General features: G+C 69.4%; 19 protein-coding genes and 2 tRNA genes. 13 read left to right on the plus strand and 8 right to left on the minus strand.

Annotated elements, in window-relative coordinates; all coding sequences use genetic code 11:
• Positions 1–7: 7 nt before the first annotated feature.
• Positions 8–3,496, minus strand: a complete 3,489-nt coding sequence (gene mfd, locus RAMLITH_RS00385) for a transcription-repair coupling factor (RefSeq protein ID WP_168105372.1) — start codon at positions 3,494–3,496, stop codon at positions 8–10.
• 93 nt (positions 3,497–3,589) lie between these two features.
• Here mfd and ispD point away from each other — a divergent pair, with 93 nt between their 5' ends.
• Positions 3,590–4,291: a 2-C-methyl-D-erythritol 4-phosphate cytidylyltransferase gene (gene ispD, locus RAMLITH_RS00390; protein WP_168105373.1), complete on the plus strand. Its 702-nt coding sequence runs from the start codon at positions 3,590–3,592 to the stop codon at positions 4,289–4,291.
• 49 nt (positions 4,292–4,340) lie between these two features.
• Positions 4,341–4,817 (plus strand): 2-C-methyl-D-erythritol 2,4-cyclodiphosphate synthase, encoded by a 477-nt coding sequence (ispF, locus tag RAMLITH_RS00395; protein WP_168106377.1) that lies wholly within the window; start codon positions 4,341–4,343, stop codon positions 4,815–4,817.
• Here the strand turns inward: ispF and RAMLITH_RS00400 are convergent.
• Positions 4,814–6,265, minus strand: coding sequence for a sensor histidine kinase (locus RAMLITH_RS00400; protein WP_420376878.1), 1,452 nt, complete (start codon positions 6,263–6,265; stop codon positions 4,814–4,816). The two genes, ispF and RAMLITH_RS00400, sit on opposite strands and share 4 nt — an antisense overlap.
• A gap of 65 nt (positions 6,266–6,330) precedes the next feature.
• Positions 6,331–7,062 carry an osmolarity response regulator transcription factor OmpR gene (gene ompR, locus RAMLITH_RS00405; RefSeq protein ID WP_168105374.1) on the minus strand — a complete coding sequence of 244 codons (732 nt, stop codon included), beginning with the start codon at positions 7,060–7,062 and terminating at the stop codon, positions 6,331–6,333.
• Between the two features lie 249 nt (positions 7,063–7,311).
• Between ompR and RAMLITH_RS00410 the strand changes: the two genes are divergently transcribed.
• From RAMLITH_RS00410 to RAMLITH_RS00420, 3 genes are read left to right on the plus strand one after another with little or no spacing between them, the layout of a single operon-like run.
• Positions 7,312–8,037, plus strand: coding sequence for an SIMPL domain-containing protein (locus RAMLITH_RS00410; protein WP_168105375.1), 726 nt, complete (start codon positions 7,312–7,314; stop codon positions 8,035–8,037).
• Between the two features lie 47 nt (positions 8,038–8,084).
• A complete protein-coding gene (locus RAMLITH_RS00415) occupies positions 8,085–9,068 on the plus strand; it encodes a diacylglycerol/lipid kinase family protein (RefSeq protein ID WP_168105376.1) in 984 nt (327 codons plus the stop codon).
• Positions 9,065–9,877 carry a metallophosphoesterase family protein gene (locus tag RAMLITH_RS00420; RefSeq protein ID WP_168105377.1) on the plus strand — a complete coding sequence of 271 codons (813 nt, stop codon included), beginning with the start codon at positions 9,065–9,067 and terminating at the stop codon, positions 9,875–9,877. Before RAMLITH_RS00415 ends, RAMLITH_RS00420 begins: the two co-directional genes overlap by 4 nt.
• A 158-nt stretch (positions 9,878–10,035) precedes the next feature.
• On the opposite strand, the gene RAMLITH_RS00425 is transcribed toward RAMLITH_RS00420, so the two are convergent.
• Positions 10,036–10,806: a 3-hydroxybutyrate dehydrogenase gene (locus RAMLITH_RS00425; protein WP_168105378.1), complete on the minus strand. Its 771-nt coding sequence runs from the start codon at positions 10,804–10,806 to the stop codon at positions 10,036–10,038.
• 76 nt (positions 10,807–10,882) lie between these two features.
• Between RAMLITH_RS00425 and RAMLITH_RS00430 the strand changes: the two genes are divergently transcribed.
• From RAMLITH_RS00430 to RAMLITH_RS00440, 3 genes are all read left to right on the plus strand, one after another.
• Positions 10,883–11,818 (plus strand): alpha/beta fold hydrolase, encoded by a 936-nt coding sequence (locus RAMLITH_RS00430; protein WP_168105379.1) that lies wholly within the window; start codon positions 10,883–10,885, stop codon positions 11,816–11,818.
• Positions 11,815–14,013 carry a RelA/SpoT family protein gene (locus tag RAMLITH_RS00435; protein ID WP_168105380.1) on the plus strand — a complete coding sequence of 733 codons (2,199 nt, stop codon included), beginning with the start codon at positions 11,815–11,817 and terminating at the stop codon, positions 14,011–14,013. The genes RAMLITH_RS00430 and RAMLITH_RS00435 overlap by 4 nt, the downstream gene beginning before the upstream one ends.
• 68 nt (positions 14,014–14,081) lie before the next feature.
• Positions 14,082–14,158 (plus strand) — tRNA-Val (locus RAMLITH_RS00440).
• Between the two features lie 85 nt (positions 14,159–14,243).
• Here the strand turns inward: RAMLITH_RS00440 and RAMLITH_RS00445 are convergent.
• Positions 14,244–14,432, minus strand: coding sequence for a hypothetical protein (locus RAMLITH_RS00445; RefSeq protein WP_168105381.1), 189 nt, complete (start codon positions 14,430–14,432; stop codon positions 14,244–14,246).
• A gap of 96 nt (positions 14,433–14,528) precedes the next feature.
• Between RAMLITH_RS00445 and RAMLITH_RS00450 the strand changes: the two genes are divergently transcribed.
• The 3 genes from RAMLITH_RS00450 to rimO all read left to right on the plus strand — a co-directional run bounded on the left by RAMLITH_RS00450 (position 14,529) and on the right by rimO (position 18,067).
• Complete coding sequence (locus tag RAMLITH_RS00450) at positions 14,529–15,959, plus strand: choice-of-anchor L domain-containing protein (RefSeq protein WP_168105382.1); 1,431 nt, start codon at positions 14,529–14,531, stop codon at positions 15,957–15,959.
• Positions 15,960–16,091: 132 nt separating this feature from the next.
• Positions 16,092–16,628, plus strand: coding sequence for a polyhydroxyalkanoate synthesis repressor PhaR (gene phaR / locus RAMLITH_RS00455; protein WP_168105383.1), 537 nt, complete (start codon positions 16,092–16,094; stop codon positions 16,626–16,628).
• Positions 16,629–16,684: 56 nt separating this feature from the next.
• The gene (rimO, locus tag RAMLITH_RS00460) at positions 16,685–18,067 is read left to right on the plus strand and encodes a 30S ribosomal protein S12 methylthiotransferase RimO (protein WP_168105384.1); all 1,383 of its coding nucleotides are present in this window, start codon (positions 16,685–16,687) and stop codon (positions 18,065–18,067) included.
• 191 nt (positions 18,068–18,258) lie between these two features.
• On the opposite strand, the gene RAMLITH_RS00465 is transcribed toward rimO, so the two are convergent.
• Positions 18,259–18,343, minus strand: a tRNA-Leu gene (locus RAMLITH_RS00465).
• A 57-nt stretch (positions 18,344–18,400) separates the two neighbouring features.
• On the opposite strand from RAMLITH_RS00465, the gene rnr reads away from it, so the two are divergent.
• Entirely contained in the window at positions 18,401–20,617 is a 2,217-nt protein-coding gene (gene rnr, locus RAMLITH_RS00470) for a ribonuclease R (RefSeq protein WP_181017750.1), read from the plus strand.
• A 30-nt stretch (positions 20,618–20,647) separates the two neighbouring features.
• Here rnr and RAMLITH_RS00475 read toward each other — a convergent pair whose 3' ends face one another.
• Together RAMLITH_RS00475 and RAMLITH_RS00480 are read right to left on the minus strand one after the other, a co-directional pair.
• Complete coding sequence (locus RAMLITH_RS00475) at positions 20,648–20,836, minus strand: hypothetical protein (protein WP_168105385.1); 189 nt, start codon at positions 20,834–20,836, stop codon at positions 20,648–20,650.
• A gap of 22 nt (positions 20,837–20,858) precedes the next feature.
• Positions 20,859–22,325 carry a multicopper oxidase family protein gene (locus RAMLITH_RS00480; RefSeq protein WP_168105386.1) on the minus strand — a complete coding sequence of 489 codons (1,467 nt, stop codon included), beginning with the start codon at positions 22,323–22,325 and terminating at the stop codon, positions 20,859–20,861.
• A gap of 243 nt (positions 22,326–22,568) precedes the next feature.
• Here RAMLITH_RS00480 and RAMLITH_RS00485 point away from each other — a divergent pair, with 243 nt between their 5' ends.
• The gene (locus RAMLITH_RS00485; RefSeq protein WP_168105387.1) at positions 22,569–24,266 is read left to right on the plus strand and encodes a hypothetical protein; all 1,698 of its coding nucleotides are present in this window, start codon (positions 22,569–22,571) and stop codon (positions 24,264–24,266) included.
• Positions 24,267–24,382 lie beyond the last annotated feature (116 nt).

Raw genomic sequence — 24,382 nt, forward strand, 5'->3', positions numbered from 1 at the left:
GGCGGTCTCAGACGACCTCGGCCGCTTCGGTGCGCGGCTGGCCGAGCGAGCGCAGCACGTCCCGCACCATCTGCGCCCGCTCGCGCGGCTCGGCCAGCGCGCGCTCGATGCGCAGCTTTTCGTTACCGGCGAGCTTGATGTGGCGGTTCTTCTGCACCAGCTCGATGATGCGCAGCGGCTCGATCGGCGGATTGGCCTTGAAGGTGATGTGGATGACCCCGGGCGCCGCGTCGACCTTGACCACGCCGTACGGCCGCGCCATCACGCGCAGCCGGTGCACGTCGACAAGCGTCTGCGCCTGCGGCGGCGGCTTGCCGAAGCGATCGACGATCTCCTCGAGCAGGGCATCGATCTGGTCGGCGCTGCGCGCCGTCGCCAGCCGCTTGTAGAACGACAGGCGCAGGTGCACGTCGCCACAGTAGTCGTTCGGCAGCAGCGCCGGCGCGTGCAGGTTGATCTCGGTCGTGACCGACAGCGGCGCCAGCAGGTCCGGCTCCTTGCCCGCCTTCAGCGAGCGCACGGCTTCGGCCAGCATCTCGTTGTACAGCTGGAACCCGACCTCCAGCATGTTGCCGCTCTGGTTCTCGCCCAGCACCTCGCCGGCGCCGCGGATCTCCAGGTCGTGCATCGCGAGGTAGAAGCCCGAGCCGAGTTCCTCCATCTGCTGGATCGCGTCGAGCCGCTGCGCCGCCTGCTTGGTGAGGCTCTCCGTGTCCGGCACCAGCAGGTAGGCGTAGGCCTGGTGGTGGCTGCGGCCCACGCGGCCGCGCAACTGGTGCAACTGCGCGAGACCGAACTTGTCGGCCCGGCTCATGACGATCGTGTTCGCGGTCGGCACGTCGATGCCGGTCTCGATGATGGTGGAGCACAGCAGCACGTTGTGGCGCTGCGCCACGAAGTCGCGCATCACGCGCTCCAGCTCGCGCTCGGGCATCTGGCCGTGGGCGACGGCGATGCGCGCCTCCGGGAGCAGCGCCTGCAGTCGCTCGCGCCGGTTCTCGATGGTCTCCACCTCGTTGTGCAGGAAGTAGACCTGGCCGCCGCGCTTCAATTCGCGCAGCACCGCCTCGCGGATCACGCCGTTGCCCTCGTTGCGGACGAAGGTCTTGATCGCGAGGCGCCGCTGCGGCGCGGTGGCGATCACCGACAGGTCGCGCAGGCCCTCGAGCGCCATGCCCAGCGTGCGCGGGATCGGCGTGGCCGTGAGCGTCAGCACGTCGACCTCGGCGCGCATCGCCTTCATCGCTTCCTTGTGGCGCACGCCGAAGCGATGCTCCTCGTCGATGATGAGCAGACCGAGGTTCCTGAATTTCGTCGACTGGCTGAGAAGCTTGTGCGTGCCGACCACGATGTCGACGCTGCCGTCGGCCAGTCCCTTCAGCGTGGCGTTCACTTCCTTGGTCGACCGGAACCGGGACACCTCCGCCACCTTCACCGGCCACTTCGAGAACCGGTCCACCAGCGTCTGGTAATGCTGCTCGGCCAGCAGCGTGGTCGGCGCCAGGAACGCCACCTGCTTGCCGCCCGTGACGGCGATGAAGGCGGCCCGCAGCGCAACCTCGGTCTTGCCGAAGCCGACGTCGCCGCACACCAGCCGGTCCATCGGCTGCGGCGACACCATGTCCTGCATCACGGCGTGGATCGCGGCGTTCTGGTCGGCGGTTTCCTCGAAGCCGAACTCGTTGGCGAACGCCTCGTAGTCCTGCGCCGAGAAGCGGAACGCGTGCCCTTCGCGGGCGGCGCGCCGGGCGTAGATGTTCAGCAGTTCGGCCGCGGTGTCGCGCACCTGCTGCGCCGCCTTGCGCCTGGCCTTTTCCCACTGGCCGGAGCCCAGCTTGTGCAGCGGCGCTTCCTCGGCGGAGACGCCGGTGTAGCGGCTGATCAGGTGCAGCTGGCTCACCGGCACGTACAGGGTGGCCTTGTCGGCGTACTCGAGGTGCAGGAATTCCTGCACCAGCGGCTGGCCGTCATCGCCCACGCCCTGGCCGAGGTCGAGGTTGACCAGTCCCTGGTAGCGGCCGATGCCGTGCTGCGTGTGCACGACCGGGTCGCCGACGTTGAGCTCCGACAGGTCCTTGATCAGCGCCTCGACGTCGCTGACCTGTTCCTGCTTGCGCCGGCGGCGCATCGTCGGGCCCGCGGCGAACAGCTCGGTCTCGGTGACGAGGTCGATGCCGGTTTCGATCCAGGCGAAACCGGCGGCCAACGGCCCGGTGGCGATGCCCACGCGCTCGTCGCTGGCCTGGAACTCCGCCAGCGAGTCGAAGGCGGGTGGCGTGAGGTGGCTGGCGCGCAGGAAATCAAGCAGGCTTTCGCGGCGGCCATCGCTTTCGGCCAGCAGCAAGGCGCGGTGGCTGGTCGCCGCGAGGTGTTGCTTCAACCGCGCCAGCGGTTCGTCGGCGCCGCGGACCACCGCCAGTGGCGGCAGCGCCGCGAATTCGGCATACGCATCGGCCTCGGCGCTCTCGCCGCCGGCGGGCGGGCGGATCGCCAGTTGCGCGTGCTCGTTGGCCCGCCCGTAGAACTGCTCGACGCTCAGGAACAGCGCCTCCGGCGGCAGGGCCGGCCGGTCGGGGTCGCCTTGCACCAGGCGGTAGCGCTCGCGCGTGTCCTGCCAGAAACGCTGGAACACGCCTTCGGTCTCGCCGTGCAGCACCACCGTGGCGCGCTCGCCGAGGTAGTCGAACACGGTCGCCGTCTCGTCGAAGAACAGCGGCAGGTAGTACTCGATGCCGGCCGTGGCGACGCCGTTGCCGATGTCCTTGTAGATGCGGCTGCGGGTCGGATCGCCTTCGAGCAGCTCGCGCCAGCGGCTGCGAAAGCGTGCCCGCGCGTCGTCGTCCATCGGGAACTCGCGCCCCGGCAGCAGGCGAACCTCGGGCACCGGGTACAGGCTGCGCTGGCTGTCGGGATCGAAGGTGCGGATCGAGTCGATCTCGTCGTCGAACAGGTCGACGCGGTAGGGAACCGGCGAGCCCATCGGGAAGAGGTCGATCAGGCCGCCGCGCACCGCGTACTCGCCCGGACTCACCACCTGCGTGACGTGGCTGTAGCCAGCCAGCGTGAGCTGGGCCTTCAGCTTCGCTTCCTCGAGTTTCTGCTTGACCGCGAAATGGAAGGTGTAGCCGGCGAGGAACGCCGGCGGCGCCACGCGGTACAAGGCGGTGGTGGCGGGCACGACGACCACGTCGGCCTCGCCTTGCGAGATGCGCCACAACGTCGCCAGCCGTTCGCTGATCAGGTCCTGGTGCGGTGAGAAGGTGTCGTAGGGCAGCGTCTCCCAGTCCGGGAACAGCGCGCAGCGCAGCTGCGGCGCGAAGAAGGCGAGCTCTTCGAGCAGCCGCTGGGCGTCGGTCGCGTCGGCGGTGACGATGGCCGTGACACGGCCCTCCGCCTGCTCGCGTCCTGCCAGCCGCGCCAGCAGCAGCGCGTCGGCCGAGCCGGGCGGCCGCGGCAGGGTGAACCGGCGTCCGGCGTTGAGTTTCGGTAGATCCATCGGCAAGGCGGCGCGTGCGGCCGCGGCAAAAAAATACAAAACACCCCGCGCCTGATCAGGGCGGGGTGTGCCACGCGATTCTAGAATGGACCCATGGTCACGAGTGAAAGCAAACCGCAATCCCGCTGTTTCGCGCTGGTGCCATGTGCCGGCACGGGCAGCCGCGCCGGCACCAACGGCCCCAAGCAGTACGAGCGCATCGCCGGCCACCCCATGGTCTGGCACACGCTGGCCGCCTTCGGCGCGGTCCGCCGCATCTCCAGGACGCTGATCGTCGTCGCCCCCGGCGACGGTTTCTTCGAACGCAATCCGACCCCGGCGCTGGTCGTGCCGTGCGGCGGCCCGACCCGGGCCGCCAGCGTCATGAACGGCCTGTACGAACTCGGGCGCGCCGGTGCCACCGAGCGCGACTGGGTGCTGGTGCACGACGCCGCCCGCTGCCTGATCACGCCCGCGCTGATCGATGCCCTGATCGACGCCTGCATGGCCGACGAGGTCGGCGGACTGCTGGCGCACAAGGTCGTCGACACGCTGAAGCAGGAGGAGGGCGGCCGCTCGGTGGCCACCCTCGACCGCGAGCACAAATGGCTGGCGCAGACGCCGCAGATGTTCCGCCTCGGCGTGCTGCAGCAGGCGCTGGAGCGGGCCGGGCCGCACGTCACCGACGAGGCATCGGCGATCGAATCGCTGGGCCTGAAGCCGCTGCTGGTGCCCAACGGCACGCAGAACTTCAAGGTCACGTATCCCGGCGATTTCGCGCTGGCCGAAGCGGTGCTGAAGGCGCGGTTGCGGTGAGCGCCGGCCGCCGTCACGTCACGAGCCGGTGCCGGAGGCGACCGTGACGATGCGCATCGGCGAGGGCTGGGACGTGCACGCCCTGGTGCCGGGGCGACCGCTGGTGCTGGGCGGGGTGACGATCCCGTTCCACGCCGGGCTGCTCGGTCACTCCGACGCCGATGCGCTGGCGCATGCCATCACCGATGCGCTGTTCGGCGCCGCCGGGCTGGGCGACATCGGCCGCCACTTTCCGGACAGCGACGATCGCTTCCGCGGCGCCGACTCCATGGTGCTGCTTGCGGAAGCGGCGCGCCGGGTGCGTGCCGCCGGCTGGGAGATCGGCAACATCGACAGCACCGTCGTCGCGCAGGCCCCGCGCCTCGCGCCTCACGTCCAGGCGATGATCGAACGCATCGCGCAGGCGGCGCAGGTCGCGCCGCGCCAGGTCAACGTGAAGGCGAAGACCGCGGAGAAGCTGGGACCGGTCGGCGCGGGAATCGCGATCGAAGCCCGCGCGATCGTCCTGCTCACCAGGCCCGGCTAGAAGGTCGCCTCGGCCCGCGTCTCCGCCTCGGGCTCCGGCGTGGGCAGGCGGGCCCGCTGCAGCTTGATATGCGCCGCCAGGCCGCCGGACGCCGTGTTGGCCAGGGCGAAGATGCCGCCCATCCGCTGCACGGTCTTGTCGACGATCGCCAATCCGAGCCCGGCACCCGTCGCGGCCGTGCGCGCGGCATCGCCGCGGAAGAAGGGCTTGATCAGGTTGGGCAGCGCCTCCGGCGCGACGCCCATGCCGTGGTCGCGCACCTTCAGCAGCACCCATTCGTTGCGGGTCTTGGCGGAGATGTCCACCACGGCCATGCCGGTCTCCGGAGTCTTGCCGTAGCGGCGGGCGTTCTCCAGCAGGTTCGAGATCACGCGCGCGAGCTCGACCTCGTCGGCCATCACGTACAGGCCCTTGGCGATGTCGAGGTTGATCTTCATGTCGGTGTGGTCCTGCACCGCGTACAGGCAGGCCTCGATCACGTCGTTGAGCAGCACCGGCTTGAGCTCGGCGTGTTCCGGCCGGGCGTAATCGAGGAACTTGTCGATGATCGCGTCGAGCTGGTCGATGTCGGCGGCCATGTGCTCGCGGGCGTCCGGGTCGGCCACGCTCATCTCGGTCTCCAGGCGCAGCCGGGCGAGCGGCGTGCGCAAGTCGTGCGAGATGCCGGCCAGCATCACGGCCCGGTCCTGCTCGATCTTGGCCAGCTGCTGGGCCATGCGGTTGAAGCCGATGTTCACCTCGCGGATTTCGCTGGTGACGGCCTTCTCGTCCAGGCGGCTCGCATCGAAGTCGCCGTCGCGCACCCGGCTGGCGGCAAACGACAGCTGCTTGAGCGGCCGGTTGATCAGCCGCGCGATCAGGGCCGCGCCGGCCAGCGAGAGGCCGGCGGCCGTGATCAACCAGATCAGCCAGGTCCGGCCGCCGACGCTGGTGATGCGTGCGCGGTCCAGCAGCATCCAATAGCGATCGGCGTCGATGTGGAAACCGACCCACAGGCCGGGCTCCTTGTTGACGCTGGCGGCGACGATGGTGCCGGGGCCGAGCCGCGTGAGCAGCTCGTCCATGACCCGGCTGTCGAGCTCGCCTGGACTGAAGCTCGCGAACCGGTCGTTGGGCTCGCGCGGCAGGATGCGCACCCCTTCCTGGTCGGCCAGCGTCTTGATCAGCGAAACCCGCGCGATGGAATCCGAGTGCACCAGCGCGGCGCGGCTCAGGTTGACGAGGGAGGCGATCTGCTGGGCGGTCTGCACCGCCCGCGGCTCGAACTCAAGCGCCCGGAAGGTCTGCAGCCAGGCGACGATGCTGCCGATCAGCAGCAGCGACAACAGGAAGAAGGTGCGCCAGAACAGCGACAGCCCGACGCGCGGCGGCCGCATCTCCAGCGGCGCCGGCGCCGTTTCAAGCGGCGCCGGCCCGGTCGCGATCTCGTTCCGCTCGCCTCGGTCCACGTGCTGGTTCCCTGCTCATGTGTTTGCGCAGCCCCATTATTGCGGGACCGGCGCGCGGGGACGAATCAGCCCGCGCCGTCCGGCACGAAAACGTAGCCGACGCCCCACACGGTCTGGATGTAGCGGGGGGCGGCCGGGTCGACCTCGACCAGCTTGCGCAGGCGGGAAACCTGCACGTCCAGGCTGCGGTCGAACGGCTCGAACTCGCGGCCGCGCGCCAGCTGGGCCAGCTTCTCGCGGGACAGCGGCTGGCGTGGGTGCCGCACCAGCGCCTTGAGCATCGCGAATTCGCCGGTGGTCAGCGGCAGCTCCTCGCCGTTCTTGCGTAGCGTGCGCGCGCCCAGATCGAAGGCAAAGGGACCGAAGTTGACCACCTCGTTGTCGCTGGACGGCGCCCCCGGCGCCTCCTGGGCCGGACGCCGGCGCAGCACCGCGTGCACGCGCGCCAGCAGCTCGCGCGGGTTGAAGGGCTTGCCGAGGTAGTCGTCGGCGCCGACTTCCAGGCCGACGATCCGGTCCACGTCCTCGCCCTTGGCGGTCAGCATGATGATCGGAGTACGGTCGTTCGCCGCGCGCAGGCGGCGGCAGATGGACAGCCCGTCCTCGCCCGGCATCATCAGGTCGAGGACGATCAGGTCGGCGGTTTCCCGCAGCATCAGGCGGTTGAGGGCCTTGCCGTCTTCCGCGAGGATGACTTCGAAGCCCTCTTGGGTCAGGTACCGGCGGAGCAGGTCGCGGATCCGGGCGTCGTCGTCGACCACCAGGATCTTGTCGGTACGGGCGGCAGCTTGGGCCATGGTGCTCCTGAGGATTTGTAACAGAGGCGATTTTGAGGGGCTCAGCGCGGCACGTGCGGGGTTTCCCCCAGTCGCTGACATAGTGTTACAAATGTTGCGGCACGCGGCAAGCGGTCACCATGCCGCCGTCAACTTGCACGCCGCAACGACTGTCGAGCAGGTCTCCCTGCTGTGGGCGAGGCCGCCGCATGGCCCCGACCCTGCGGCCAGTGGCAGACTGGCGCGAGCTTCGAACCAGGATGAATCCCCATGACAAAGATCCGCTCCCTGTCCGCCGTGCGAATTTTGGCCACCGTTGCGCTGCTGGGTGCGGCGACGGTACTCCGGGCACAGGGATTGCCCTTGGCGCCGCCCCAGAACGTCCTGCAGCTGGCCGCCACCGGCACGGTGGAAGTGCAGCAGGACATCCTCAGCATCGCCGTCACCACCAGCCGGGAAGGCACGGACCCGGTCGTGCTGCAGGAGCAGCTGAAGAAAGCGCTCGACGCGGCCCTGGTGATCGCCAGGGCCGCGGCGCAGCCCGACCGGATGGAGGTGCGGACCGGCCAGTTCGGGCTGTGGCCCCGTCACCTGCAGGACGGCCGCATGAACGGTTGGCACGGTACGGCGGAACTGGTGCTGGAGGGGCGCGACTTCCCCCGCATCACCCAGGCCGCCGCCCGGATCCAGACGCTCACTGTTGCCCGGGTCGGGTACGACCTGAGCCGCGAGCAGCGCGCGAAGGTGGAGCGCGAGGCGCAGTCCCTGGCGATCGAACGCTTCAAGGGCAAGGCCGGCGACCTCGCCCGGGAATTCGGGTTCTCGACCTATGCGCTGCGCGAGGTGGCCGTGAACCTGAACGACCAGGGCTTCGCACCGCGCCGCAGCGCCATGGCCGCGGCCGTCTCGCGCGAGGCGGCCGGCATGCCGCTGCCGGTGGAGGCCGGGAAGACCGCCGTCACCGTGACGGTCTCGGGTTCCGTACAACTTCGCTAGCCGCCGTCCGACACTCCCGCCGGGGGTGGGTTGGCTAAGCTGGGCCGATGCTGGCCGAGCTCTCCCCGTCTGCCGCCGGCGTGCCGACTACCCCGGTGCGCCGGCCGCTGCACGTCGTCATCAACGCCGGTTCGGGCGAGCACGACGCGCAGCACACGCAGGCCGTCCTGGAAGAGGTTTTCCGGGCCGCGGGACACCCCGCGCAGTTCACGCGGCTTGGCGACCCGGCGGACCTGCCCGAGGCCTGCGAACGCGCCGCGGCGCAAGCGGCGGATGACGGGGGCGTGCTGGTCGCGGCCGGCGGCGACGGCACGATCAACATGGCGGCGGCGGCCGCGCTGCGGCATGGATGCGCGCTCGGCGTCATCCCGCAGGGAACGTTCAACTACCTCGCGCGCGACCACGGCATCCCGCTCGATGCGGAAGCGGCCGCCCGCGCGCTGGTACGGGGGCGGCCCCAGCCGGTGCAGGTGGGCCTCGTCAACGACCAGGTGTTCCTGGTGAATGCGAGCCTGGGCCTGTATCCGCAAGTGCTGCAGGACCGCGAAGCTTTCAAGGCACGGCTCGGCCGGCGCCGCTGGGTGGCGGCGCTGTCCGGGCTTGCCACGGTGTTCCGCTGGCACCGCCGGCTGCGGCTGGATATCGAACTCGATGGCGTGCGGACAGTGCTGACGACCACCACGCTCTTCGTCGGCAACAACCGGCTGCAGGTGGAGCAGGTCGGGCTGGAGGAGGAGGTGGCGCAGCGTACCGGCCGCGGCCGGCTGGCGGGCGTCGTCACGCGGCCCGCGGGGGCATGGACGATGTTGTGGCTGGCCCTGCGCGGCGCGCTGGGACGCCTCGGCGACGCCGACCAGGTCCGGACCTTTTCCTTCCACGAACTGCAGGTGAGGGTGCTCGGCGCCCGCCGGGTCAAGGTCGCGACCGACGGCGAGGTGCGGGTGATGGCGCCGCCGCTGCGCTTTGCCGCGGCGGCGCAGCGGCTGCAGCTGATGATGCCGGCGCCCGAGGACCGGGTGCCGCGCGAATGAGCGTCCTGCTGCACATTTCAGACACCCACTTCGGCACCGAGCAGCTTCCGGTCGTGGCGGCGCTCGAAGCGCTGGCGCGCGAGCGGCTGCCCGACGTGCTGGTGTTCAGCGGCGACATCACGCAGCGCGCCCAGCCGGCCGAGTTTGCCGCCGCCCGGCGGCTCTGCGACCGGCTGGGGATCCGCCGCATGCTGGCGCTGCCCGGCAACCACGACATTCCGCTGCTGGACCTGTTCGCGCGCGCGACGCGGCCGTACCACCGCTACCTGGCGCAGTTCGGGCCGCGCCTGGAATCCACGCTGGTCACCGACGACTTCTTCGTGGTGGGAGTGAACACCACGCGCGCCGCGCGGCACAAGAACGGCGAAGTCTCGGCCGACCAGGTGCGGCGCGTGGCCCGTGAACTGCAGGCCGCCCGCCCGCGGCAACTGCGCATCGTCGTGACACACCAGCCGGCCGCGGTCGTGCGAGCGGAGGATGAACACGATCGCCTGCGCGGCGCGGACGAGGCGCTCCAGGCGTGGTCGCGCGCCGGCGCCGACCTGGTGCTGGGCGGACACATCCACCTGCCTTACGTGCTGGACCTCGCCACGGCGTCGCCGCCGACGCCGCGGCCGATGTGGTGCGTGCAGGCCGGGACGGCCGTGTCCAGCCGCGTGCGCCATGGCACGTGCAACTCGGTCAACGTGATCCACTGGCGCGCGCCCGTCGCCGGCGAGGCGCGCCGCTGCGTCGTCGAACGCTGCGACTACCGCCCGGAGGCCGGCTGGTTCGAGACGGCGGAAACGAGGACGCTGGGGCTGGGGTGAGGGCGGGACGGGATGGGTTCGCGAGGCGCTTGTGCGAGGCGCTTGTCGCCGCCGCGGCGCATCGAGCGCCGCGCCAGCGAGCAGGTCCTGCGCGGGTCGATCCCCACGCAGGCGTGGGGCCCCTCGCCCAGCGCTGCGGACCTGCCCCTCGCCCTACCTCATTGGGCTGCCCACCCGCCATCCATGTTCCACGCCACGCCGCGAATGTTGTTGCCGGCGGCCGAGCAGAAGAAGACGGCCAGCTCGCCCAGCTCCTCGGGCGTAGTGAACTGCATCGACGGTTCCTTCTCGCCCAGGAGTTGCCGGGTCGCTTCCTCGTTGGAGCACTTGCCGGCGGCGGCGCGTGCATCCACCTGCTGCTGAACCAGCGGCGTCAGCACCCAGCCGGGGCAGATCGCGTTGCAGGTGACGCCCGTGGTGGCCGTCTCCAGCGCCGTCACCTTGGTCAGCCCGACCAGCCCGTGCTTGGCCGCGACATAGGCCGACTTCTGCACCGAGGCCACCAGGCCGTGGACCGAAGCGACGTTGATGATGCGGCCCCAGTTGGCCGCCTTCATCGCCGGCAGCGCCAGGCGGCTGGTGTGGAAGGCGCTCGACAGGTTGATGGCGATGATGTCGTTCCACTTCTGCGGCGGAAACTCGTCGACCGGCGCGACGTGCTGGATGCCGGCATTGTTGACCAGCACGTCCACCCGTCCGAACTTGCCGGCGGCGAACTTCATCATGGCTTCGATCTCGCCGGGGTCGGCCATGTTCGCGCCGTGGTAGGCGACCTCGGCGCCCAGCGCTCGGATCTGGGCCTGGGGACCGTCGACGTCGCCGAAACCGTTGAGGACGATGTTGGCCCCTTGCCTGGCCAGCGCCTTCGCGATGCCCAGGCCGATGCCGCTGGTCGAGCCAGTCACCAGGGCGGTCTTGCCGTTCAACATGATGGACTCCGTACTTGAATTAGGATCAGGACAGCCTGCGCCGTGCAGGCGAGAGTATCCGGTTTTCGTTTCCGCCATGCCTGACCCCAGCCTGAACTTCGTATCGTGCCCCGACGCCGAGGGGCGGCACCGCATGGGCTACTGGCAATGGGGCGATGCGCGGGCGCCGCACCTGGTGGCTTGCGTCCATGGACTGTCCCGCCAGGGCCGCGACTTCGACGTGCTCGCCCGGGCCTTGCTGCGTCGCGCCGCCGGGCCGCTGCGGATCGTCTGCCCCGACGTGGCGGGCCGCGGGCGCAGCGAGTGGCTGCGCAACCCCCTGGGCTACCAGGTGCCGCAGTACGTGGGCGACATGGTGGCGCTCCTGGCGCACCTGCATGCGCAGGCGCCCGTCGCGGCGCTCGACTGGGTCGGCACGAGCATGGGCGGCCTGATCGGCATGGGCGTCGCGGCCCAGGGCGCGGCGGCCCCGGTCCAGGGCGCTTCGCTGCTGCCGGCACCCGTGCGGCGGCTGGTGCTGAACGACGTGGGACCGCAGATCCAATGGGAGGCGCTGGCCCGGATCGGCACGTATCTCGGCCAGACCGGGCGCTTCGCGTCGTTCGAGGAAGCGGCGGACGCCATGTGGGCGATCTCGCGCAGCTTCGGTCCGCACGGCCGCGACGAGTGGCTGGCACTGTCGCGTCACATGGTGCGGCCGCTGCCCGACGGCGGCTTCACGCTGCACTACGACCCGGCCATCGCCGTGCCGTTTCGCACCCTGACGCCCGAAGCGGCGCTGCAGGGACAGGAGGCCCTGTGGCAGGCGTATGACCGGATCACGGCGCGGACCCTGCTGACCCGCGGCGCCGAGTCGGACCTGTTGCGGCGCGACACGGCGCTGGCCATGACGCAGCGCGGGCCGCGCGCCCGGCTGGTGGAGTTCGCCGGCGTCGGCCATGCGCCGAACTTCGTTGCCGTCGACCAGGTCGACGCGGTGGCGTCGTTCCTGCTGGAGCCCGAACCGCAATGAAGAGCGCGCTTGCCGAACACGCGGACGGGGCGCGGCCCGAACTGATCGCCGCCGCCGAGCAGGACCTGCCGCAGCAGGCGCATGCGCTGGCGCGCGCGCGGGCTTTCGCCGAGCCGTTCATCGCGGGCGAGACCCTCGACACGGGCGAGAACACGCTGGCGCACGCCGACGCGGTTGCCTCCATCCTCAAGGCCATGGGCGGCTCCGAGGCGATGCAGGCGGCCAGCTACCTGGTGTACGCGTGCCAGCACCTCAACAAGCCGCACGAGGTGATCGCCAAGGCCTTCGGCGAGAGTTACGCGACGCTGGCCGTGGAGACCACGAAGCTGGTGCGGATCCAGCAGCAGACGCGCGAAGCCGCCGACGGGGGGCAGCAGGTCGACGACCCGAAGGCGCAGACCGAGGTCGTGCGCAAGATGCTGCTGGGCTTCTCGCGCGACCTGCGCGTCATCATGCTGCGCCTGGCCTCCCGGCTGCAGACGCTGCGCTGGCATGCCGCCTGCAAGACGGCCGCGCCGCCGAGCGTGGCACGAGAGGCCCTCAACGTCTTCGCGCCGCTGGCCAACCGGCTCGGCATCTGGCAGGTGAAATGGGAGATGGAGGACCTCGCCTTCCGCTTCCTCGAGCCGGACACGTACAAGCGGGTCGCCCGCCTCCTCGACGAAAAGCGCGCCGAGCGCGAGGAGTACGTCGAGCAGCTGCGGGCGCGCCTGGAGCGCGAGTTGCGGGCGCAAGGCATCAAGGCCAGCGTGTTCGGGCGGCCCAAGCACATCTACAGCATCGTCAAGAAGATGCGGGGCAAGTCGCTCGGCTTCGACCAGGTGTTCGACATCAGGGCGCTGCGGGTGATCGTGCCTGAGATCAAGGACTGCTACGCCGCGCTCGCCTGGGTGCACGAGCGCTTCACGCCGGTGGAGGACGAATTCGACGACTACATCGCGCGGCCGAAGCCCAATGGCTACCAGTCGCTGCATACGGTCGTGCGCGAGGCGTCCGGCAAGGCCGTGGAGATCCAGATCCGGACCCAGGCGATGCACGAACACGCCGAGCACGGGGTCGCGGCCCATTGGGCGTACAAGGAAGCCGGCGCCAAGGGCTACGCGGGGGTGACGGCAAGCGGTGAATACGACGCCAAGATCGCGGTGCTGCGGCAGCTGCTCGCGTGGGAACGCGATCTCGCCGGCGGCGCGCCCGGGCTGTTCGAGGACCGCATCTACGTGCTGACCCCGGACGCGGCCGTCGTCGAACTGCCGCAAGGCGCCACGCCGGTGGACTTCGCCTACAGCGTGCACACGAACCTGGGCCACCGGTGCCGCGGCGCGCGGGTGGACGGGGCGATGGTGCCGCTCAACACGCCGCTGCAGAACGGGCAGACCGTCGCGATCGTCACGGTGAAGGAAGGCGGGCCGTCGCGCGACTGGCTCAATGCCGACCTCGGCTTCCTGGCCAGCAACCGCGCCAAGGCCAAGGTGCGCGCGTGGTTCAACGAGCAGCTGCGGCACGAGACGGTGGCGCGCGGTCGCGAGGCGGTCGAGAAGCTGCTGCAGCGCGAAGGCAGGACGGCGGTGCGGCTGGAGGAGCTGGCCTCGCAGCTCGGCTTCAAGTCGGCCGACGACCTGTTCGCCGTCGTCGGCAAGGACGAATATTCGCTGCGGCACATCGAGGCGCTGTTGCGCCCGGCGGAGGCGCCCGCGCCGCACGACGAGGTGCTGCTGAAGAAGGCGCGCCATTCGGAGCGCACGGGCAAGGGCGGCGTGCTCGTGGTCGGCATCGATTCGCTCATGACGCAGCTGGCGAAATGCTGCAAGCCGGCGCCCCCGGATGCGATCGGCGGCTTCGTGACGCGCGGCAAGGGCGTGAGCATCCATCGCCGCGACTGCAGCAACTTCCGCGAACTGGCCGCGCGCAGCGCCGAGCGGGTGATCGAGGTGGAATGGGGCACGGCGCCGGGCGAATCCGGCGCGGTGTATCCGGTGGACATCGCCGTCGAGGCGGCCGACCGCCAGGGGCTGCTGCGCGACATCTCCGAGGTCTTCGCCAAGGAGAAGATGAACGTGATCGGCGTGCAGACGCAGTCGGTGAAGGGCAGTGCCTGGATGACGTTCACGGTGGAGGTCGCCGACTCGGCGCGCCTCGCCAAGGTGCTGCATACCGTCGCCGACGTGCCAGGCGTGCACTGGGCGCGCCGGCGCTGACGCGATTTCGCAGACTCGCCGGCGAAGGGCGCCGCCGCTCTGCTACAATCGTAGGCTCGGACACACACAGGCGCGTAGCTCAGCTGGTTAGAGCACCACCTTGACATGGTGGGGGTCGTTGGTTCGAGTCCAATCGCGCCTACCATCTTCCCTGCGGAGGATGGATCGCCCGGCAACCAGGCCGGGCCCCGCCGCCAGGCCCTTCCGCCTTCAGGCCTCTCACCGCGGCTTCATCGAACCCCTGCGACTTCGCGCGCCGCCGTGTCGGCCCGCGCCCGCAGTACTTTGCGGACCAGGCGCGTGCTGCGGCACGCGCTGCAGTAATACAGCCGCCTTCCTGGAAAGAGCAGCCGCATCCACCAGGAGCGCTCGACGCGTTCCAGGTGCCCGGTACCGCACCCGCAGACCGTCAGTTTCATGGTCACCCTCTTTGTGACCGGATGTTACGCCTGCGGGTTGTCGTTGCGGCAGGGCCGCACCATTATTCTTCCGCCACTTTTCAGAGGAGAACCCGGATGACCTTTGTTGCGTACGACCCCGCCGTCCACGGATCCAATGCCCTCGTGTCGGCCATCTTTGCCGGCAGCGGCGGCGTGACGCTGGTGCCCGGGTCGACGGTCGTGAGCTACGGCACCGACCCGGACGGCGCGAGCAGCCTGTCCTTCTACGACGGATCGATCGCAAGCCTGAACATCGGCGCCGGCCTGCTGCTGACGTCCGGCGACTCGACCCCGCCGGCGACCAACGACGAAAGCGGGTACAGCGTTTCGCTCGAAGGCGACGCCGACGCCGACGCCCAGTTGCAGGCCACGGTGCATGCGGCATTCGAGGGCGCCGGCGAGGTCCGGGACGTGACGACGCTGCAGTTCCAGGTCCAGGTCACGGACCCGGCCGCCACCGGGCTGCGGTTCGACGTGGTCTTCGCCTCGGACGAGTACCCGGAGTTCCAGGAAAGCCCATTCGTGGACGTCGCCGGCGTGTACGTCAACGGCGTCAACTACGCGTTGTTCAACGGCAGCGCGGCCCAGCCGCTCAGCGTCGTCAAGGCCAACATCGACGCCGGCAACTTTCGCGACAACGATCCGTGGGACGAAAGCGCCAGCCAGAACCTGCCGATCGAGTACGACGGCGTGTCCATCCTGCTGCAGGTGACGGCGCCGCTGCAACAGGGCACGAACACGATCAAGATCGCGATCGGGGACACGGGCGACGAGATCCTGGACTCGGGCATCTTCGTGTCCGGCCTGCGGGCCGTGAATTACGCGGGTTACGGCCTGGCGCAGCAGGTGCCGGTGAGCGGCGGCACCGCCGTGACCGACACCGACGCCAACCAGGTGTACCAGGGCGACGGCCAGAACAACGTCGTCGCGCTGGTGAGCGGCCAGGACGTGGTCGACGGCGGTGCCGGCGTCGACAAGGTGACGTACACCTTCGGCACCAGCGGCGTTACCGGCTACAGCTGGGACGGCAACGTGCTGTCGCTGCACAACGGCGCCAACGCCAGCACGCTGGTGAACGTCGAGCGCGTGCAACTGGGCGATGGCTCGCTCTTCGCCCTCGACACCAGCGTGGGCGAGCACGCCTACAACGTGTACGCGCTGCTGAACGCGGCGTTCGGCACGCCCGACGTCGCCCGGCTGAGCGACTGGCTGGCGGATGCGGACAGGGCGGCTGCGGGCCAGGACCTGGGCGACCTGGCGCAGGCGATGATCAACGCTTATGCCGGCGGCGCGAGCAACGAGACGGTGGTGGCCTATCTGTTCCAGTCGATCGTGGGCCGCGCCGCGACGGCGCAGGAGGTGCAGGCATACACCGGCCTGATCGGCACCAGCTTCGAGACGGCCGGCGACCTGTTCGCGCATGCCGCGCTGCTGTCGCTCAACACGGACAAGATCGCCGGCATCGTCGGTTCGATCCTGCAACTCGATCCGGTCCATTACGTCTGAGTCCGGACCGTCGCCGGCGGCGGATCTCTTCCTCAGGGAAAACCTTGGCCTGGGCGGGAGGGGGCGCTCCTAGAATCTGTTGCACTGCAATAGATCGCGTCCGCTCCCGGCCGGCGCGAGGAGCCCCACCCAGTGCACAGCAAGAAAGCCAACGCGGCGCCGAAGCCGGCCCTGCGCGTCATCAAGAAGTATCCCAACCGCCGCCTGTACGACACCGACACGTCGAGCTACATCACGCTGTCGGAGGTCAAGCAGCTGGTGATGGACCAGGAGCCGTTCGTGGTCCGCGATGCCAAGAGCAACGAGGACCTCACGCGCAGCATCCTGCTGCAGATCATCCTGGAGGAGGAGGCGGGCGGCGCGCCGATGTTCAGCGAGGCGGCGCTGGCCAACCTGATCCGCTTCTACGGCCACGCGGCCCAGGGCTTCATGGGCAGCTACCTCGAGAAGAACGTGCAGGCGTTCACCGACATCCAGGCCAAGCTGGCCGAGCAGTCGAAGACGCTCACGCCCGAGATGTGGGCGCAGTTCATGAACATGCAGAACCCGCTGATGCAGGGGATGATGGGCAACTACGTCGAACAGTCCAAGCACATGTTCGAGCAGATGCAGGAGCAGATGGCCAGGCAGACCGAGCAGATGCTGGGCGCGTTCGGCATCAAGCGCTGAAATCGAAAGTCCACATCGGCGCCGGAGAAACCCCGTGTCGGGGACAATGGAGGGTTATGACGGAAGTACCCTCCAACCAGACCCGGACGCCCAAGGTCGGCTTCGTGAGCCTCGGCTGTCCCAAGGCGCTCACCGATTCCGAACTGATCCTCACCCAGCTGAGCGCCGAGGGCTACCAGACGGCCAAGACCTTCGACGGGGCGGACCTCGTCATCGTCAACACCTGCGGTTTCATCGACGACGCCGTGCGCGAGAGCCTGGACACCATCGGCGACGCGCTCGCCGAGAACGGAAAGGTGATCGTGACCGGCTGCCTCGGTGCGAGGACCGGCAGCGGCGGCGGCAACCTGGTGCAGCAGATGCATCCGTCGGTGCTGGCGGTGACCGGTCCGCACGCGACGCAGGAGGTGATGGACGCGGTCCATGCGAACCTGCCCAAGCCGCACGATCCGTTCGTCGACCTGGTTCCGGCCGCCGGCATCAAGCTCACGCCGCGCCACTACGCGTACCTCAAGATCAGCGAGGGCTGCAACCATCGCTGCACCTTCTGCATCATCCCCTCGATGCGCGGCGACCTCGTCAGCCGCCCGGTCGGCGACGTGCTGAAGGAGGCGCGCGCGCTGTTCGAGGGCGGCGTCAGGGAACTGCTGGTGATCAGCCAGGACACCTCGGCCTACGGCGTCGACGTGAAGTACCGCACCGGCTTCTTCGACGGCAAGCCGGTGAAGACGCGCATGCTGGAACTGGTGCAGGCATTGGGCGACCTGGCGGAGCCGTTCGGCGCCTGGGTGCGCCTGCACTACGTCTATCCGTACCCATCCGTGGACGAAGTGATCCCCCTGATGGCGAGCGGCCGCGTGCTGCCGTACCTCGACGTGCCGTTCCAGCACAGCCATCCCGACGTGCTGCGGCGGATGAAGCGGCCCGCCAGCGGCGAGCGCAACCTCGAGCGCATCCGGAAATGGCGCGAGGCCTGCCCGCAGCTCGTGATCCGCAGCACGTTCATCGCCGGTTTTCCCGGGGAAACCGAAGAAGAGTTCCAGCACCTGCTGGACTTCATGCGCGAAGCGCGCATCGACCGGGCCGGCTGCTTCGCCTACAGCCCGGTCGAGGGCGCCGCCGCGAACGACCTGCCGGGCATGTTGCCGCAGGCGCTGCGCGAGGAGCGGCGCGAGCGTTTCATGGCCGTCGCCGAGGAGGTATCGGTGGCCAGGCTGCGGGAACGGGTCGGCGCCACCATGCAGGTGCTGGTCGATTCGGCGCCGGCGCTTGGCCGCAAGGGCGGCGTCGGGCGCACGTATGCCGACGCGCCGGAAATCGACGGCACCGTCAAGCTCCTGCCGCCGCAAAAGCTCAGCAAGCAGCTGAAGGTCGGCGAGTTCACCCAGGCGCGCATCGTGGCCGCCGAGGGCCACGACCTCGTGGCGGTGCCGGTCTGACGGCACGGCTGCAAACGACGGAGCCGGCGTCAGCCGGCTTTGTTGCATCTTTCGCTCGCCCGATGCGCGGATGCGTGGCGCAGTGCCCAGGCACTGCTTTGCAGTTCACCAAAAGCGAAGTCCGCAGGGATTTCGCTTCCCGGCTCACCAAAAGACAAAGCCGGCTTGCGCCGGCTTTATCATCTGTCTTTTGGTGCCCAGGAAGGGACTCGAACCCCCACGATGTTACTCGCTAGTACCTGAAACTAGTGCGTCTACCAATTCCGCCACCTGGGCATTTCAGGAAAGAAGGGATTCTATATCAAAAACATTGGACACAGCAATACCGGGCTCCTGCTCGATGAGATCGAGGGCGTCATCCAGGGCCACCGGGACGGGCACGGATTCGTCGTGCGCGACGACGGCGAAGGCGACATCTACCTGCCGCCCAACGAAATGCGAGCGGTGCTGCACAAGGACCGCGTCAAGGCACGCATCGTGCGGCACGACCGGCGCGGCCGGGCCGAGGGCCGGGTGGTGGAAATCATCGAGCGCCCGCCGCATCCGATCATCGGCCGGCTGCTGCACGAAAGCGGCGTCTGGCTGGTCGCGCCCGAGGACAAGCGCTACGGCCAGGACGTCCTGATCCCCAAGGGCGCGACCGGGCTCGCCAAGCCCGGGCAGGTGGTCGTGGTCGAACTGACCGAGCCGCCCAGCCTGTACGGGCAGCCGGTCGGCCGCGTCAAGGAAGTCCTCGGCGAGATCGACGACCCCGGCATGGAGATCGAGATCGCCGTGCGCAAGTACGGCGTGCCGCACGAGTTCTCGGACGCGTGCCTGGCCCTCGCGCGCTCGTTGCCGGACAAGGTGCGCCCGCAGGACAAGGCGCACCGCGTCGACCTCACCGACGTGCCGCTGGTCACCATCGACGGCGAGGACGCGCGAGACTTCGACGACGCGGTGTATTGCGAGCCGGCGAAGGTCGGCCGCACCAAGGGCTGGCGCCTGCTGGTGGCGATCGCCGACGTCAGCAATTACGTGGAGACCGGGAGCGCGATCGACATCGACGCTTACGACCGCGCCACCAGCGTCTATTTCCCGCGGCGGGTGATCCCGATGCTGCCGGAGAAGCTGTCCAACGGCCTGTGCTCGCTGAACCCCGAAGTGGAGCGGCTGTGCATGGTGTGCGACATGCTGATCACGGGTACCGGCGAGATCTACGCCTACCAGTTCTATCCGGCCGTGATGTGGAGCCACGCGCGCTTCACGTATACCGAGGTCGCCGCCATCCTCGCGAACACGAACGGCCCCGAGGCCGTGCGGCGCAAGGAGCGAGTGCAGGACCTGCTGAACCTGCACGACGTGTACCGGGCGCTGCTGAAGGCGCGCATGCAGCGTGGCGCCGTCGACTTCGAGACGACCGAGACGCAGATCGTGTGCGACGAGAGCGGGCGCATCGAGCGCATCGTGCCGCGCACCCGCACCGACGCGCACCGGCTGATCGAGGAGGCGATGCTCGCCGCCAACGTGTGCAGCGCCGACTTCATCCAGGAGAGCAAGCACCCCGGCCTGTTCCGCGTGCACGAAGGCCCGACGCCGGAGAAGAAGGACATCCTGCGCAACTACCTCAAGGCGATCGGCGTCCCGCTCACGATCACCGAGGAGCCGCAGCCGGCCGAGTTCCAGCGCATCGCCGAGGCCACCCGGGACCGCCCTGACTCGCAGCAGATCCACACGATGCTGCTGCGATCCATGCAGCAGGCCATCTACACGCCGATCAACAGCGGGCACTTCGGCCTGGCGTACGACGCCTACACGCACTTCACCAGCCCGATCCGGCGCTACCCGGACCTGCTGGTGCACCGGGTGATCAAGGCGATCCTCGCCAGGCGCAAGTACGAGCTGCCTGCCTTGCCGACGCCCGGCGAAGCGCACGAGAAGCTGGCGCGCCGCCTCGCATCCAAGGTGCGGGCGCCGGCGCACAAGCTGAAGAAGCCGGCGCCACCGCCGAGCCGCGACGTCCAGGCCTGGGAGGCCGCCGGCCTGCACTGCAGCGCCAACGAGCGCCGCGCCGACGAAGCCAGCCGCGACGTCGAGGCCTGGCTCAAGTGCAAGTACATGCGCGAGCACCTGGGCGAGGAATACAGCGGCGTGGTGACGGCCGCCACCACCTTCGGCATCTTCGTCACGCTGGACCAGATGTATGTCGAGGGCCTGGTGCACATCACCGAGCTGGGCGGCGAATACTTCAAGTTCGACGAGGCCCGGCAGGAGCTGCGCGGCGAGCGCACCGGCATCCGCTACGCGATCGGTTCTCGGGTGCGCGTGCAGGTCAGCCGGGTCGACCTCGACGGCCGCAAGATCGACTTCCGCCTGGTGCGCGAAGGCGAGGAGCTGATCGCGCGCGCGATGAAGGAGAAGGGCGTCGCGCCGACCGGCGTGCCGACCAAGACCTCGACCAAGCGGGCGGCCAAGAAGGCGCTCGCGGAGCCGGCATCGTCGATCCATGGACTGCGTGCCGCGGTGAAGAAGGCGGCGAGCAAGGTGAAGAGCCGCAAGCCGCGGCGTTGATGGCGTGCTGCCGCCGAGCGGGAAGGGCGATCAGCCCTTCTCGTCGGGTGGCGGCGGCGGCGCCTGCTTCATCCAGAACACCCGGGGCGGCTTGTCCTGGGCGGCGTTAGCCGCTTCGAGCTGCTGCCGCAGCATCAGCGTGGAGGGGTGTTCCGGACCGAACACCTCCGCCGACTGGCGGATCAGCCTTTCGAGCGACTCGGCCAGGAGCCTGTCCACGTGCTCGTTCCCCTGCGCGCCGTCACTCGACGGCCACGGTCCCCATCATTCCGCCCGCCGCGTGTTCGAGGATGTGGCAGTGGAACATCCATTCGCCCGGGTTGTCGGCGACGAACGCGATGTCGACCGAACCGCGCGGCGCGACCATGACGGTGTCGCGCCATTCCCTGAATCGGGTGGGGCGGTCGTTGACGCGCAGCACGCGGAACGAGTGGCCGTGCAGGTGCATCGGGTGCTCGAACTCGGTCTCGTTGACCATCTTGAGCACGACGTGTTCGCCCTGGCGGAAGGTGAACATCGGCGTGTGCAGCATGGCGTGCTCGTGCTCGGCGACGTAATTCATGGTCCACGACAGGCCGCGCGACCGCATGATCTCGGGGATCTTCAGCGGCTTGCCGTCCACCATCCCGATCGCCGGCCGGCCCAGCAGGCCGCCTTCGAACACGAGGAAGTGCTCCACGGCCTTGACCGGATCCGGCTCGGGCAAGGCGTTGGCCTCGATGCGCAGCGGATCGCGCAGCGCGCGGCTGCGCACGGCCGGCTTGCGCTCGTACGCGATCGTCGCGATCTGGTAGCCGCGGTCGCGCCGGTCGATCACGGGATAGGTGTCGCCGGGAGCACCGTCGCAGTCGAGGACCAGGTCGGTGCGCATGCCGGGGCCGAGCAGCAACAGGCCTTGCGGCAGCGGGTGCGGCTCCACGGCCTGGCCGTCATGCGCGACGACCAGCGGCCGCTGGCCGCGGAAGTCGAGCAGGAAGATGCGCGCCGTCGCCGTGTTCACCAGGCGCAGCCGGATCCGCTCGCCGCTGCGCACGGCAAGCCGCCGGTCGCGTCCCGCCTGCCGGCCGTTGAGGGTGAAGACGTTGCCGAGCCGCCCGCCGCCACCGAGGTCCTGCAGGCGGCCGAAGTCGTCGACCTGCCGTCCCTTCGCATCGAGCTTGACGTCGCCGAGGGCCCACAGCACTTCGCGATCCACCGCGATCGGCTTGTCCTCGTCGACGATCAGCATGCCGTACATGCCGCGCGCCACCTGCTCGTAACTCATCTGGTGCGGGTGGTACCAGTACGTGCCCGCGTCCGGCACGCGGAACTCGTAGTTGAAGGTCTCGCCGACCGCGATCGGGTCCTGGGTCACCTGGGGCACACCGTCCATCGCGTTGGGCACGCGGATCCCGTGCCAGTGCACGGTGGTGCCCGCGTTGCGCGGCAGGGCGTTGGCGACGGCGATCTGCGCGACGTCTCCGCGGCGATAGCGCAGCACCGGGCCCGGCAGCGAACTGTTGAAACCCCAGACCTCGGTGGACTCGCCCGGCCGGATCGCCTGTGCAAAGGCGCTCGCCTTGAGGGACCTGACAGCCGCCGGTGCTGCCTGGGCCAGCGCCGCGGGCAGGGCGGCCAGGGAAAGGCCCGCACCGGATGCCTGCAGCAATTCGCGGCGCGACAGCCCCGGTTCGCGCCGTGGCGTTGCCGCCGGATGCGCATCGTTCATTCTGGACAACCCAGGGAAAAACCGCGTCCCGCGCGGCCGGGTCCGGCACGAGCGTCCCAGGACGCCGCATTTGTAGCCGCGGCCCGGCCGCCGCCACTTGCGTTTTCGCAAGAGGGGACGTTTCACCCGACGAGCTGTCCCAGGGCGGATACGCGGCCGGCGTGCGTGGTGTCTTCCCCGCGGCGAAACACGTATTGATTCAAAAAAATCGTCCTGATACATTTACTGTCGAGGAGAACAGCGATGCAGCAATGGGCGCGCGGTGTGTTCGCGGCCGTCTCGACGGCATTCCTGGTGGCTTGCGGCGGGGGCGGCCCGGCGGCGGATCCGCCGATCGCGGACGGTGCCGGCGCAAGCCAGGTCGCTGCGTTGCGCCAGGTACCCCAGCGGGCCGCACGCACGGTGGACGCGACGGCGCTGATGGACTGGGCCGAAGGGGTGTACCGCGACTACTTCCCCTCGCATGAACCGAATCAGGTGCTGGGCCCGTACGTCTATCGGGCTTACGCCAACGGGATCTACCTGGGCGTGGCGGACGGAGTCGTCTATGTGATGGGCTTGCTGAGCCCGGGTATCGACCGGGTCGGCACCATCGCCGACTTCGCCTGTTACGTCTACCCCGAGAACTGCCCGGTCATCTCCGGCGTGGCGGCCAAAGGCCTGCTCGCTGGAGCCACCGTCGGCGTCTACAACCTGAACGGCGACGGCACGCGCGGCGGCCTGCTGGCCAGCGCGGTCACCGCGGCGGATGGGCGCTTCTCGGTGACCTTGCCTGCGCCACCGGCCGGGCCGGTGCTCGTCGAGGCGAGCGGCGGCACCTACAGCAGCGCCTACAACGGTGCTGCCATCGCCTCGCAGACCACGGTCAGCGCGATGCTGGCGACGGTTTCGGCGGCAGGCGAGAGCGGCATTTCCGTGAACCCGCTCACCGACATGGCGGCTTCGCTCACGCGCACCTACCTCGCGCGCGGCGACGGATTGGCGCCCGCCGTTGAATTGGCGGAGAACTGGGTCGCCTGGCAGTACGGGCTGCGCTCCAGGCCCAGCCGGATCGTCCCGGTGTTCGATGTCGCCTCGGTCACGAGCAACCCCGAAGGCGTCCAGCTCGCCCTGGTGCTGGCGGCGCTGGACACGCTCGGCAGCCGCCTTTCCGCGGCCAACCCCGACGCGATCTTCGGCGCCCTTTCGGCCGATTTCTCCGATGCGGTGTTCGACGGCTGGACCATGAGCGGCCAGCCGGTCACCCTCAACGGCAGTGCACTGCCCGCCGGCGCCGGCAGCACCGAGTTCATGAAGGCCTTCGCGGTGAGCTTTTCCGGCACCAGCAGCGGCCTGCGCCCGGCGTACCTCGACGCCCATTTCAGCCGCGGCACCATCGTCGAGAACTACCAGGCCGAGATCATCCCGGTGTACGTGGCCCAGGAGGTCGCAGGCTACTTTCCGGCGCGGTACACGTCGCCTGTTCCCAATACCACCGCCCTGGACACTCGCGCGACCGGCTATACCTGCCCCGCCGGCGTCCCGATGACCTTCACCAACGGCGTCGGCTCGTGCGGTGCCTATTACTACTGCACCGGCGGTGCGACGCTCATCACCGTGAACGGCCGGGAAGCTTGTTCCGACGGGTCGATCGCGGTCTACCAGAGCGCCACCATCGCGCCGTACACCGCGCAGAGCATCGCGCCCTACACGGCCCAGACGATCGAGACCTACCAGGCGCAGACCGTCATCGCGCAGCCGGCGGCCGGGACCCCGGCCATCTTCCGCGCGAGCGCCGTGCATTTGTTGACGGCCGAGGAGCTCGCGGCCATGGCGGCCGCCGACCGGGCGGCCGGGGACGCCGCCGCGGCCCGCGTGTCGTCGCTGGGCCTGCCCACGCCCCTGCAGCTGGAGTGGATGCAGCGCATCAACGACGCCGTCATCGCGTCGGTGCGCTGGTAGCGGGGCGCCGGCGCCGGGCCGATACCTTGTCGGCGGTCAAGGCCGGCGGGGCCAATCCCACTTCACATCGCGCGGGATCGCGCGGATCATGTCCGGCATACGCCGGCGGCGACGTG

The organism is Ramlibacter lithotrophicus, from assembly GCF_012184415.1.
In the GTDB taxonomy this organism is placed as follows: Bacteria; Pseudomonadota; Gammaproteobacteria; order Burkholderiales; family Burkholderiaceae_C; genus Ramlibacter; species Ramlibacter lithotrophicus.